This window comes from Shewanella sp. SM23 (assembly GCF_025654295.1).
In the GTDB taxonomy this organism is placed as follows: Bacteria; Pseudomonadota; Gammaproteobacteria; order Enterobacterales; family Shewanellaceae; genus Shewanella; species Shewanella oncorhynchi.
The window spans coordinates 87152-100966 of the sequence record NZ_JAKKRM010000012.1 but is presented as its reverse complement, the minus strand read 5'-3'; the positions used below and the strand labels follow the sequence as shown (position 1 = coordinate 100966).

The following is a 13815-nucleotide window of genomic DNA, read 5'->3' as shown; positions in this document are numbered from 1 at the left end:
TCAATGAGATCTATATGTATGCGATAGCTTAAGCATATTGGATTGCTGAGCGAAAAAAAGCGCAGTGCTTAGGGCGACTGCGCTTTTATTATTCAGACCAACTGCGGCATGAGCCGAATGTTAAGCCTTAGCTTTATTGGCCTTTGCCAGCTCGATATCCCGTTTTAGCAGTGGCTTTAAGAAGCGTGCCGTGTGGGAGGTTGGATGCTCGGCGACTTCTTCCGGCGTGCCTGTGGCTAAAATCATACCGCCACCACCGCCACCTTCTGGGCCTAAGTCGATAATCCAGTCTGCGGTTTTGATCACATCCAGATTATGCTCAATCACCACAATCGTGTTGCCGTGGGATTTGAGACGATGCAACACGTCGAGCAGCAATTGAATATCGGCAAAATGTAAACCCGTGGTCGGTTCATCCAAGATATACAAGGTTTGGCCCGTGTCACGTTTGGACAGCTCTTTGGCAAGTTTCACCCTTTGGGCTTCGCCGCCCGAAAGTGTGGTTGCACTTTGGCCGAGACGCACATAGGACAAACCCACATCCATCAAGGTTTGTAGCTTACGGGCAATGGCAGGTACGGCATCGAAGAACTGACGCGCATCTTCCACTGTCATCTGCAGTACTTCGTGAATATTCTTGCCTTTATAGCGTACTTCTAAGGTTTCGCGGTTGTAGCGCTTACCTTTACAAGAATCACAGGGCACATACACATCGGGTAGGAAGTGCATTTCTACCTTGATCAAGCCGTCGCCTTGGCAAGCCTCACAGCGTCCACCTTTTACGTTAAAGGAGAAACGGCCGACTTGATAACCGCGAGTGCGTGACTCTTGGGTTCCGGCAAAAATCTCGCGAATTGGGGTAAAGATGCCCGTATAAGTGGCCGGATTTGAGCGCGGTGTGCGGCCAATCGGGCTTTGGTCGATATCGACCACTTTGTCGCACAGTTCCATCCCTTCGATACGATCATAGGGTGAAGGCTCATCCACTGTCGCCCCGTTGAGCATTCTATGGGCGATCTTGAAGAAGGTATCGTTGATTAAGGTCGATTTACCCGAACCCGATACGCCTGTTACACAGGTGAAGAGGCCAATGGGAATGGTTAAATCCACATTGCGCAAGTTGTTGCCGCGTGCGCCAAACAATTGAATGACTTGGTTTTTGTCGAAGGGAATGCGCGGCGTATCGATATGAATGCTGCGCTTACCGGAAATATACTGGCCAGTGACCGATTCTTCACAGGCGATGATCTTCTCAATCGGACCGTCACAAATGACTTCGCCGCCGTGTACACCTGCGCCTGGACCAATATCGATCACGTGATCCGCCATACGGATCGCATCTTCGTCATGCTCAACCACAATCACAGTGTTGCCCAAATCCCGCAGGTGGATCAGGGTTTGCAGCAGACGCTCGTTATCCCTTTGATGCAGACCAATTGAGGGTTCGTCGAGCACATACATCACGCCGACGAGCCCTGCACCGATTTGGCTGGCGAGTCGAATACGTTGGGCTTCACCACCGGAGAGGGTTTCTGCCGAGCGTGATAGGCTCAAATAATTGAGGCCCACGTTCACGAGGAAACCTAAGCGATCGCGGATTTCCTTTAAAATCTTCTCGGCGATCTGCGCCTTTTGGCCGCTAAACTCGACTTTCTCGAAGTAGTCCAAGGCTTCGCCAATCGACCAAGTGGTGAGTTGTGGCAGGTTGATATCACCTAAAAACACGTTACGTGCTTCTTCGCGTAAGCGCGAACCACCACAGCTTTGACAAGCTTGGGTATTGATAAACTTGGCTAATTCGTCACGTACCGAGTTGCTTTCGGTTTCGCGATAGCGCCTGTCCATGTTGTTTAGAATGCCTTCGAAGGGGTGATTACGCACCACCACATCACCGCGGTCATTAATGTATTTAAAGGCAATACTTTCTTTACCTGAGCCGTAAAGTACGATTTTGCGGACTTTTTCGCTAAGCTGCTCGTAGGGCACTTCGACATCGAACTTATAGTGTTCGGCGAGTGAGCTAAGCATTTGGAAATAGTAGAAGTTGCGCCTATCCCAGCCGCGAATCGCACCGCCCGCCAGTGAAAGCTCGGTATTGGTGATCACGCGCTCAGGATCGAAAAATTGTTGTACCCCTAAACCATCACAGGTTTGGCACGCGCCAGCGGGATTGTTAAAGGAGAAGATCCTTGGCTCTAATTCCGCCATCGAATAACCGCAGTGCGGGCAGGCGAAGTTGGCCGAGAAGATCAGTTCTTCGCCTTTGGATTTACCAGTACCCGTGTCGTCTTCCATGCTGGCAACGGTCGCTATACCGCCGGAGAGTTCCAGCGCAGTTTCGAAGGATTCCGCTAAGCGTTGCTTGATATCGTCACGCACTTTAAAACGGTCGACGACCACTTCAATCGTGTGTTTAACGTGTAAGTCTAAGGTTGGCGGATCGGTTAAGTCACACACTTCACCGTCGATACGCGCGCGGATATAACCCTGCGCTGATAGACCTTCGAGCAATTTAACGTGTTCACCCTTACGGGCGTTGACCACAGGTGCAAGCAGCATCAAGCGGCTGTCTTGGGGCATTTCCAACACTTTATCGACCATCTGGCTGACGGTTTGTGCCGCCAAGGGTTGATTGTGTGTCGGACAACGCGGCTCACCCACGCGTGCAAACATCAAGCGCAGGTAATCGTAAATTTCGGTAATCGTGCCCACGGTCGAACGTGGGTTATGGGAGGTGGATTTTTGCTCTATGGATATCGCCGGGCTTAAGCCTTCGATATGGTCCACATCGGGCTTTTCCATTAAACTCAAAAATTGGCGAGCATAGGCAGATAGGGACTCGACATAACGTCGCTGGCCCTCGGCATATAAAGTATCGAAAGCGAGGGAGGATTTGCCAGATCCCGATAAGCCCGTGATGACAATCAGTTTATCCCTTGGGATAGTCAGGTTGATATTCTTGAGATTGTGGGTGCGTGCGCCGCGTATTTCAATCTTATCCATCTATCGCTCTAATGCCATATGCTTAAAAAAATGAGCACAAGTATCGCACAGTTCCGCCGCTGAGTTTAGTTGATTCTGTGATCTGCACTAATCCTAGGGCTGGCACTGGCTTTAAGTCGGCCTGCTTTGCGGGATGTTGTGGATGGAATGGATTAACTAAGATTAATACTGTTGTTGCGCACTGACTCACAGGACAATTGTGAACACTATGTTAGACTCATTCCCCTGTGCCTGAGCGTTAAAAATAAAGATGTTAACTCAGACACAGTCAATATAGGTCCGTGATAAACGGGATAAAAGCTAAGTGTATAGTCAGTGGTTTAGGCCACTATTTCCTTTTGAGCAAATCCTTTTGGGTGTGGTAACATGCGCCCCTTAAAAGACTTCAATCCAGGGCAAAATCATGGGTAACAACGGACTTTCGGGTACTGAGAAAAAAGTCGCGTTTTCTTTAGCCAGTGTATTTGGTTTGCGCATGATGGGCTTGTTTATGATCATGCCCGTCTTTGCACTTTATGGTCAGCATCTCGAAGGCTTTTCGCCTCTGTGGGTGGGTATTGCTATCGGCGCCTATGGTCTGACTCAAGCCGTGCTGCAAATCCCTATGGGGATTTTATCTGACAAATATGGTCGTAAGCCGATTATTCTTGGTGGCTTAGTGTTGTTTGCTATTGGCAGTGTTATCGCTGCTAACGCAGATACGATTTATGGCGTTGTCTTTGGTCGAGCTGTACAGGGTATGGGCGCGATTGCCGCTGCCGTGCTGGCGCTTGCCGCGGATTTAACCCGCGACGAGCAGCGCACTAAGGTGATGGCGATTATTGGCATGTGTATCGGGTTATCTTTTGCCCTGTCTTTGCTAATGGGACCTATCGTTGCGCAACATCTTGGGTTGACTGGATTGTTTTGGTTAACGGCGGTATTGGCTATTGTCGGTATGCTGTTGATCCAGTTTTTAGTGCCTAATCCCATCACTCAGGCACCCAAAGGAGACACTCTAGCAACGCCCGCTAAGCTTAAACGTATGTTCCTCGAGCCGCAATTATTTAGGCTTAACGCTGGGATTTTTATCCTGCATTTAGTGCTCACCGCAGTATTTGTGGCATTACCGCTGGATCTGGTGGATGCGGGTCTAGTGAAAGAAAAACATTGGATGCTGTATTTCCCTGCTTTTGTGGGCGCATTTATTTTGATGGTGCCGTTAATCATCATAGGGGTTAAGCGCAAAAATACTAAGGCGATGTTCCAAATTGCCCTCGTGATCATGATAGTGGCATTGCTGGCGATGGCCGCATTTGCGAGCAATCTTTGGGTATTGAGTTTTGCCGTGGTGCTCTTCTTTACAGGGTTTAACTATTTAGAAGCCTCACTGCCAAGTTTGATTGCTAAATTTTGCCCCGTCGGCGAAAAAGGTTCGGCCATGGGCGTGTATTCTACTAGCCAGTTTTTAGGGGCTTTTTGTGGTGGTATGCTCGGTGGTGGTGCTTTCCAGCTCGTGGGCGCAGTCGGGGTATTTGTTGTTGCCGTGATCTTAATGTCTATTTGGTTATTCCTGACATTAGGCATGCAAAATCCTGTGTTGTTAAAGAGTTACACCTTAGAAGCCGAAGTGAAAGACAAGGCGCAAGCGCGCGATATGGCAACCCAGTTATCCCAATTAATGGGCGTCGTCGAAGCAATAGTCGTGCTGGACGAGAAAGTGGCTTATCTCAAGGTAGACGAGCATTTCGATTTAAGAGAAGCACGAGCTGTGTTAGGCTCTGCTCAATAATATCTGGTCTGCCGTGTGGTATTTGGGGAAGCTGATTTTCCTCTATGGCAATAAAGATAAACAACATACTGAATTAATAGATTATTTAAAGAATCGCAGGAGATTTCAATGGCCAGTCGTGGTGTTAACAAGGTAATTTTGGTTGGCAATTTGGGACAAGATCCAGAAGTGCGTTATATGCCAAACGGTAATGCAGTCGCAAACATCACAGTAGCGACTAGCGAATCGTGGAAAGACCAACAGGGTCAACAGCAAGAGCGTACTGAATGGCACCGTGTGGTTCTGTTCGGCAAATTAGCTGAGATTACAGGTGAATACCTGCGTAAAGGTTCACAGGTTTACCTTGAAGGTAAACTGCAAACTCGTAAGTGGAAAGACCAAAGTGGTCAAGACCGTTACAGCACTGAAGTGGTTATCGACCAAAGCGGTAGCATGCAAATGCTAGGTAGCCGTGGTCAAGGTGGACAAGCACAAGGCGCGCCAATGGGCGGCGGCATGCCACAAAACGCAGGTTATCAATCTGCACCACAGCAAGCCGCTCCTGCGCAAAATCAATATGCGCCAGCGCCTCAAGCTGCACCTGCTTACCAAGCGCCAGCTCAGCAACAATATGCTGCGCCAGCACCTGCCCAGCAGCAAGGTTATGGTCAGCCACAGGCTCAACAACCACAACAACAAGGTGGTTATGCGCCTAAGCCACAAGCCGCTCCAGCGCCAGCTTATCAAGCGCCTGCAGCACCGGCACAGCGTCCAGCGCCGCAACCACAGCAAAACTTCACTCCAGATTTGGATGATGGCTGGGATGACGATATTCCGTTTTAGCTTACGCATAAATTAAAAGTGTAAATTTAAATCTTAAATCCACACTTAAAATAACTGAACCCAGTATTTTTACTGGGTTTTTTATTTTTAACACTTTAAAAAGTCGAAATCTCATTTTATACTAGGTTTAACGTATAACTAAAGTGTTAAAATAAAGGTCGTATGGATGATCGCATATAGTGTGGAGACGTTGGTTTTTGATAATGGTGAACGTTACCCCATCTTAATGGGTGAAGACGATATGCCACATTTCCATATAACGCTTTGGGTAACAAATAAGTTAAGGTCAGGCGGAAAAGCGGAATCAACTATCTCTAACAAATTGGAACATGTGAAATGGTTTTTGGGTTGGCAAAATCAAGAGCAGCGAGACTTGTATCGTGAATTCCAACAAGGAAAGTTTCTTGATGAAGATGACATTGAAAATATCAAATCTTACCTAGCATTAGATATTCAGCAGTTGAAAGGAAAGGCTACCAAAAAGAGTAAGGGACGAAATAAAGTTGTAAGCTTAATGGATTCGCCAAAGCTGATTGATGTCGCTCCATCGGTTGGCCGCAGTCATCACTATAATCGTATGACATCTGTTATAGAGTATCTAACTTTCCTTGCAAAATTAGCAGTTAAGCAATCCCCCTCGCCTCAAATTAATCAAAAAATTGAAAAGATGGAAAAGGCATTCAAAGCTGCTCGCCCTAAAGGAAAGGGGCATAATGTACTAGATGACAAAGACAGTAAAACTCTGCCAGATGGGTTAGTTAAAGAGTTTATTGAAATTGCACATTATGAACATTCTCTTAATCCATTTAAGAATGAAAGCATACGATTCCGCAATTATTTGATGTTCCTTTTGATTGAACGACATGGCATCCGAAGCGGCGAATTGCTTTCGCTCAAATTAACAGATATGACCTTGCACGGGGACAAAAAGTCATTTTGGGTTCGACGAACACATGATGATAGAAATGACCCACGTAAAAAGCAGCGAGTTGCTAAGACAAGAGAGCGGAAACTAAGGCTCTCTGATGAAACGGCAGAGTTACTTGATACTTATATCCAAAAATATCGTCGCCCCCTGCAAAATGCGAAAAAACACCCATACCTTTTTGTAACTCATCGCAAAGGGAATACGCAAGGGTTACCAATTTCAGGATCATCTTTTGACAATACTATCGTCCCTGCAATGAAAGGGGTTGATGAAAAATTTGCAGATATTCATCCTCACTATTTTAGGCACAATTGGAACGAGGTTTTTTCAGATAAAATTGATAAAAACAATGTGTTAGCTGAGTCTAGCGTGGAGGGGTTCAAAAATATTGATAGCGGCACAGAAGCTAAAATGCGCATGCATCAAATGGGGCACTCAAGTGAAAAATCGGGGAACGTATATAACCAACGTCACGTTTCCAAAAAGGCTAATGAGGTGTCCTTAATGGAGCAAGAAGAACTCCAAAAGAAAGCTGCGGAAGTAAGGAAAGCAAACGTAGATAACGGAGGAACCAATGAATAATGTTGTATTAAAAGTACGTGATGGCCAAGGGCCATCTACTCTGAAATCCCCCTTTAAAACCTCACGGGATGGTTATAGCTTTGATATTAAAACTAATACATGGGCTCTAAATAAAGACACAACAATCAGTTTTCAAAAAGATGTTTTGGAGTTGGAATCAGACACACTAGATGGATTGCGAAAGGCACTGGCTCGCTATGCAGAAGAATCTTCAGCTAAACATACACTAAATATGTATCAAAGATTTCAACGGATGGTAAGGGACACCGGGTGTAAAGCTATTGATGAGCATGTTATTAGGAATTGGCGAGCTATGCTAGATGATGAGCATCAATGGTATTTAGGGGCACTGCGTGGCTTCTTAATCAGTTGGCATGACTACGGCTACAAAGGAGTTAGTAGTGAAGTCGTGAAAGTGCTTGAGAAGATGACACTATCAGGAAATCAGAAAGGAGTCGCGATTGCTAATCGTTGTCCATATACAGGTGCATTGACACAGAATGAGCAAATAGCAGTCGCAAATGAACTTATTCGCTTGTTTGCCGAGAACAAAATTACATTAGCATGTTATGGCTACCTATCTACTCTACAAGCGACAGCCAGAAGATCTGTACAAATACGGCAGTTAAAAGCAGAAGATCTGATAAAAGAAAAATGCGCTAAGAGCGGAGCTACTAACTTCTACCTTAATATCCCGCGAGCAAAGCAAAGAGGCGTCGGGTTTCGTGAGGTTTTTAAAAGACTGGCAATAACAGAAGAGCTTTATCTTACCCTCAAGAATTTAGTTGTTCAGGAGCAAAAGAGGTTAAGTGATACGTGTGGATTTGAACTTAGCCAGAGACAGAAAGATTTAACTCCAATTTTTGTAGATTGGGCTAGTGTGTCTCAATTTATTGATAAACATTCTGATGACTTTCGCTCAGAGCAAATATTCAGCTCGGACATTCTACATTTATCGACAAATCAGTTTCGGGACGGCTTTATGAGGCAAGTGAACTTGCTAAACCAAGCCGTAAGCGAACGCACGGGTGACTTTATTCAAATATCTGCCAGACGTTTCAGGCGAACTCGGGGTACTAATCTCGGGCGTAGGGGAGTTAGTGCATTTATCATCGCAGAGGCGTTAGATCAGTCAGATACTCAAAATGTGATGGTCTACACAGAAAACACTGCTGATACAGTAACGTACATTGATAAGGCCATTGGTCAACAATTGGCTCCATTTGCGAAGGCTTTTAAAGGGGAAATAATTAAAAATCTTCAAGATGGCGAACGTGGCAATGATCTAACAGCTCGAATTCCAAACAAAGATAATGAGGTTGTAGGCGCATGCGGAACCAATAATTTTTGCGTGAAAGGTTATGAAGCCTGCTACCTATGTGAAAAATTCAGGCCTCTCTTAGATGCTCCACACGAAAAATTCTTGGATAGTCTCTATCGAGAAAAAGATGCACGTCTTAAAGCAACAAAAAGTGAACAGTATGCCTCTACGAAAGACACATTAATTTTGGCAGTTGAATGGGTAGTACAGGCTTGTGCTGACATGAAACAAGAGCAAGAGGCCTCTAGTAATGGCTAATAATATAATTCGATTTAAAGCGAAAGCTGAGCTTGATGCTGCACAAAACCTAGCCAGGTTTATCGAAGATTGCCGTACTCATTTAACGGTTTTTGGTAAAGACAAATGGCATGAGAATAAATGGGATACTATAAATGGAAACCGCAAAGTTGTTGTTCGCTTTTCTACCAATCTCAAGCCATCAAATTCATACAGTTATGAGCCGTTATCTGAACCATTTTTAGACTTTGCTAAGGCCTACATCAAGAATTCATACACGGATAGACCTGTAACCAATTTACAACGTCATATGGAAGCATTTCGCGTGCTAGAAGAAGCGATAATTGCAGCGACTGGAAAAGCTGACATTTTGATGCTGAATGGAACGGTACTAGAGCATCTTGATGAAGTATTTCATCGCCAGCTTTCAGATCCCGCAGCAAGAAATAAGGCGGGTTATCAAATGCAATTGATACTCGATTTTTGCCGTGAAAACTTCATTGCACCAAGCTTACCAGAATGGTCTAACCCATATGGGAAAGTTAAAGATCTGACAATTGCTCTTGATGAAAAGGGGCAAGAATATCGTTCTGAAAAATTGCCAACTACTGAGGAAATGATGCTGGTTGCTGAATTATTTAGCAAGGCTCCGCAACTAGGCATTGAAGCTGAATATTATACAGCAATATATGCCTTGCTGATGACAGCTCCTTCACGAGGCTCAGAGGAAACGGCATTGCCAGTGGATTGTCTCGTATGGGAAAAAGACAGGGCTGGTGATAATCAGCTTGGCATACGATGGGTGCCTGCTAAAAAAGGCAAAATAGGAATTAAATGGGTTCCTACGGTGATGCAAGATATAGTCGTAATGGCCGTTGAGCGCCTGAAACGTATAGGTGAACCCGCTCGTAAAGCTGCAAAGTTTGCAGAGGAAAACCCTGAGCGGTTCATGGTTCATGATGGTTGTATTACACCATCAAATTTCCCTGAAAATGCACCGTTGTCGATAGAGCAGCTGAATGCCGCATTAGATTTAAACCTAAAAAGTTTCTCGCCACTAAATACCAAATGGTTAAAACAGCTGTTAGTTGAAAATGATGGTGTTATTACATATCAAACACTTGGGAAATTTGAGTACGAAAGATTCACAAAAAAATTTCCGAAATGGCCATATGTGGATAAAGGACAAAAAGTAAGGGTTTCAGAGGCCTTGTTGCTACATCGAGATAAAGAGTTTCATGCTGATTTCAATCCAAGAGGTTTTTCTTTTAGCATTCCAACAGTGAATTACATCAATGATCGCTTTGCTGAATCAGAGACTAAAGGTGAACGCACGCTGTGGGCAAAGCATAGTTTTAGTTTAAAAAGTGGTGAACCCATTGAATTGACCACACATCGTGCTCGTCACTGGCTCAGTAACATGGCCGAAAAAGGAGGAATGGATGAGCTTACATTGGCACACTGGGCTGGTCGTGCAAAAGTAGGTGACAACAGGAAGTATGATCACCGTACAGAGGACGAAAAATCCGAGCAAGTTGCAGATTTAATGATCCCAAAAAACGCTGGTATTCTTGATAAAATTAAGCACAGGATACCGGTGACGTTTAAGGAAATTGGTAAAGATTTGGATGGTGCTGCAATAGTAACTGAGTTAGGGATTTGCGAGCATGACTATGCAATGACCCCCTGCCAGCGCAATGGTGACTGCGAAACTTGCAAGGAACTAGTTTGCATCAAAGGGTTCAGTGACTCTTTAGATTTACTCAAAAAGCGAGAACAAGAGGTTCAGTCTCAATTAAACAAAGCATTAATTGATCATGATATGGGAGCTTTTGGGGCAGATCGATGGGTAACGAACCACGGATGGCGGTTGTCTCATATCCGCACAAAAATTCGTATTCTCGAAGATGAAAATACCCCAGATGGAGCAGTTGTTAGAATTCCTGAGGAATATGATCCGTCACCCGTTAAAGAAATGCTCAGAGAAAAGGGATTGGATACCGAAGTTACATCACCAGAAAAACTTCAATTTGAAGATGAATTGTTCGAGCTAATGGAGCTGTAATCATGCCTAAAATTGTAGTTACCAATGAAAATATCTCTGACATTTTGCATTTGATTGATACATGGAAAGGTAAATTAACTTGGCCGTTGCTATGCAATGAGGTCAAAGCAATGCTTGGGCTTGAAGATGTTACCCGCCAGGCTTTATCTGGATATAAAGAGATTCAGGAAGCGTACACCGCTCGCAAGCAGTCTTTACGGGAGACTCCCATTGAAAAAAAACGCAGCGAAGATAGTAACGTTGAGTATTGGAAAAATCAGGTAGAAGGCTTGGAAGCTGAACTGGTACGGGCAAATAATACAATTGCCAAATACAAACAACGCTTTGTTTTATGGCAGCACAATGCATATAAGCATGGTATACGTATTGACTCATTAGATGACGCAATTGAGATGCTGGAGCAGCCTATGACTGCGATTAAGCGCAGAACAGGAGGCGCATAATGGCTACTGAGAAAGGTGTTAATGGCACTGAGAAAGCTCTGCAAAACCTCAGTGCATTTCAAACTTGGGTAGCAACTCAATCGGATGAGGATTTTACGCAGATTACCTTTAGGGGGCAGCTCAATCGAGGAGAAGTAGCCAAAGCGATTGGCTGTGGTAAATCAGCATTAACGCAAAACCCTGCGCTTAAAGACGCCTTAAAGTTACTGGAAGACAATCTGCGGGGAAAAGGGATTCTGCCGCCCGAAGCCGAAACGGTCAAAGGTCTCAATGATAAACCTAAGCTATATGACAATACTGCTAATCGCAGAGCTATGGATTCAAATCGTCTTTCCGTGTTAGAAGCGGAAAATATTGAGCTGAAAGCCAAGGTTAAAGAACTAGAAGGGAAACTTGAGCGCTTTGGCGAGCTGTCTGAAACACTTTCTGAAATGGGGTTCATGCCACGATGAAAATTGCTTTGCATGAAGATCAAATTCGGATTACCAGTATCCCATTTTCTTCGGCCAACTTGGTGATATTCAGCGGCGTACCACTTAACCGAAACTCCTATAAAACTAATAGTGGTAAATACTACGTCACCATCAAAGTGCATCCTGATTCTATCCCTGTTCAACCCGCAATAGGTCAGCATTGGTCAGTAAAAGGTGCTCGCTTAATTACAGAAGCAGAAATAGGTGATTATGTGATGCAGCAGCATACCTATGAGTTACCTGAGCACATCGTGTGTAGTTTGCCTGAAACAGGTGAACAACTCATTCAATTTATCGCAAAAGAAAGTGACTTCAAAGGTATTGGTGAAAGCAAAGCCAGAGCTCTCTGGGCGAAGCTGGGTAAGGATTTTCACTCAATTGCTAGAAAAGATACACCTGAATCAAGAAAGCAGCTTAGAAGCGTTCTGAGCGAAGATTCTATCAGTGCCCTGTTTGAGGGTTACGCAAAATATAAGAATCTCGCCTACTGTAACTGGATGACGGAACATAAAATTCCTGCCAGCGTCCAGCAACGCTTGTTAAAACATCATGGCGAAGGCGCTATTGATGCCATAAAACAGGACCCGTACCTTCTGATTGGCTTTGGGATGTCGTTTGCGGATGTGGATAAATTAGCTCTAGTTAAGCCTTTTAATTGCAAAAATGACGATAATCGTCGGCTGAGTGCAGCACTAGAAGCTGCCATCCGAAAAGAAATCAACAAGGGCCACACTTACACCACGCAAGCAGCGCTAAAGCCATATATGGTTTCGCTTCTCAAAGATAAAACACTTGTGACACAAGCATTTATTGCAGGACATCACAAAGCGCAGTACCTGCTTAATCCAGAGAAGGGAACTTACCACCCTACAGCCCAATTGTTGATGGAGAATGTCGTTGCTAAACGACTCAAAGCTCTTGCCAGTCAAAATAACCTGTACGATGAAATGGCCAATGAGGCATTCCATGCTGCATTTACAGCGCTCCCATACGCCCTCACGCAGAAGCAAAGCGATGCGGTTGTCATCTGCATGGATAATGCTGTCAGCTGTATTACTGGTGGGGCGGGTACAGGTAAAACTACGGTGCTTAGAACAGCACTTCGAGCCTACCATCAGATGGGTTTTGAAATACACGCGGTGGCCCTTAGTGGCAGAGCGGCTATGCGTTTACATGAGTCGATTGGTTTTATCACATCAACCATTGCCAAACTGCTGCGTAAAGACCCAATAGAGCCGACAGATGAGAAGCAAAAACACCTTCTGGTTATTGATGAAGCAAGCATGATTGACCTGCCCACGATGTACCGTTTGGTGAATCATATCCACCCCTCAGTGCGTATTATTTTTACTGGTGATCCAGACCAGCTTCCGCCCATTGGCTGTGGGAAAGTGCTAGCGGATATCGTGTTTTCAAACGCTATCGCCAACACCAGACTTGATATCGTTAAACGCCAAGAGGGTTCAACAGGTATCCCTGAATACTCCAAGCTCATCAACCAGGGCATTTTACCAGCACAGTTAAGCACTGGGAAAATCACCTTCCATGAGACAGCAAAAGGCGATATACCTCAAGTGTGCTGTGCGTTGTTTAAGCAATCACCTGAAAACAGTCGTGTAATGGCACCGACTAAAGCACTTGTTGCTGACATCAATAAACTGATCCAGACGCAGGTTAACGCAGATGGTCAACTGCTTGAGTTTGAAATGCACGGAGAGCGATACTTTCAAAATCTGAAACTGAATGATGTTATTTTATTCACGCAAAACCATTACGACAAAGGCATTCAAAACGGCTCCCTTGGTACGCTAACTAGTGTTGAATCATCAGGTGAAAGCTACGGTGAAGTCACACTTGATACCGGTGACAAGATTGAGATAACGCAATCGGTGCTCGATTGTATGGAGTTGGGTTATGCGATAACCCTTCACAAAGCTCAGGGCTCGCAATTCCCTAGAATTATTATTGCATTACAGAACGGCAAAATCGTTGATAGAGCGTGGCTATATACTGCAATAACACGAGCTGAGCATGAGATCCATATTGTCGGTAGTTTTCAGGATATGAGGCTCATTACTGAAACCATCAGTAATTCACACAAAAGAAATAGCCATTTGGCTGATTTGTTGGCCAATTAATGGTTATGTCAGAAGCGAGCGAAAAGCGGACA

At 44.8% G+C, this 13815-nt stretch carries 9 protein-coding genes; 8 read left to right on the top strand and 1 reads right to left on the bottom strand.

Features of this window, described 5'->3' with window-relative positions; genetic code table 11:
• Nucleotides 1-120 precede the first annotated feature (120 nt).
• On the bottom strand, nucleotides 121-3003 hold the full coding sequence (uvrA, locus tag L5L98_RS15005; RefSeq protein ID WP_105251335.1) for an excinuclease ABC subunit UvrA: 2883 nt from the start codon (nucleotides 3001-3003) through the stop codon (nucleotides 121-123).
• Nucleotides 3004-3406: 403 nt separating this feature from the next.
• Between uvrA and L5L98_RS15000 the strand changes: the two genes are divergently transcribed.
• From L5L98_RS15000 to L5L98_RS14965, 8 genes are all read left to right on the top strand, one after another.
• Nucleotides 3407-4774, top strand: coding sequence for an MFS transporter (locus L5L98_RS15000; RefSeq protein WP_168825599.1), 1368 nt, complete (start codon nucleotides 3407-3409; stop codon nucleotides 4772-4774).
• 108 nt (nucleotides 4775-4882) lie between these two features.
• Nucleotides 4883-5596 carry a single-stranded DNA-binding protein gene (gene ssb, locus L5L98_RS14995; protein WP_263142099.1) on the top strand — a complete coding sequence of 238 codons (714 nt, stop codon included), beginning with the start codon at nucleotides 4883-4885 and terminating at the stop codon, nucleotides 5594-5596.
• Nucleotides 5597-5762: 166 nt separating this feature from the next.
• Nucleotides 5763-7106 (top strand): site-specific integrase, encoded by a 1344-nt coding sequence (locus L5L98_RS14990; RefSeq protein WP_263142098.1) that lies wholly within the window; start codon nucleotides 5763-5765, stop codon nucleotides 7104-7106.
• Entirely contained in the window at nucleotides 7099-8685 is a 1587-nt protein-coding gene (locus L5L98_RS14985; protein ID WP_263142096.1) for a site-specific integrase, read from the top strand. The genes L5L98_RS14990 and L5L98_RS14985 overlap by 8 nt, the downstream gene beginning before the upstream one ends.
• Nucleotides 8678-10729 (top strand): integrase, encoded by a 2052-nt coding sequence (locus L5L98_RS14980; protein WP_263142095.1) that lies wholly within the window; start codon nucleotides 8678-8680, stop codon nucleotides 10727-10729. Before L5L98_RS14985 ends, L5L98_RS14980 begins: the two co-directional genes overlap by 8 nt.
• A gap of 2 nt (nucleotides 10730-10731) precedes the next feature.
• Nucleotides 10732-11172, top strand: coding sequence for a hypothetical protein (locus tag L5L98_RS14975; protein ID WP_069454242.1), 441 nt, complete (start codon nucleotides 10732-10734; stop codon nucleotides 11170-11172).
• Nucleotides 11172-11624 carry a VPA1267 family protein gene (locus L5L98_RS14970; RefSeq protein ID WP_069454243.1) on the top strand — a complete coding sequence of 151 codons (453 nt, stop codon included), beginning with the start codon at nucleotides 11172-11174 and terminating at the stop codon, nucleotides 11622-11624. Before L5L98_RS14975 ends, L5L98_RS14970 begins: the two co-directional genes overlap by 1 nt.
• Nucleotides 11621-13783: an ATP-dependent RecD-like DNA helicase gene (locus L5L98_RS14965; protein ID WP_263142094.1), complete on the top strand. Its 2163-nt coding sequence runs from the start codon at nucleotides 11621-11623 to the stop codon at nucleotides 13781-13783. The genes L5L98_RS14970 and L5L98_RS14965 overlap by 4 nt, the downstream gene beginning before the upstream one ends.
• Nucleotides 13784-13815 lie beyond the last annotated feature (32 nt).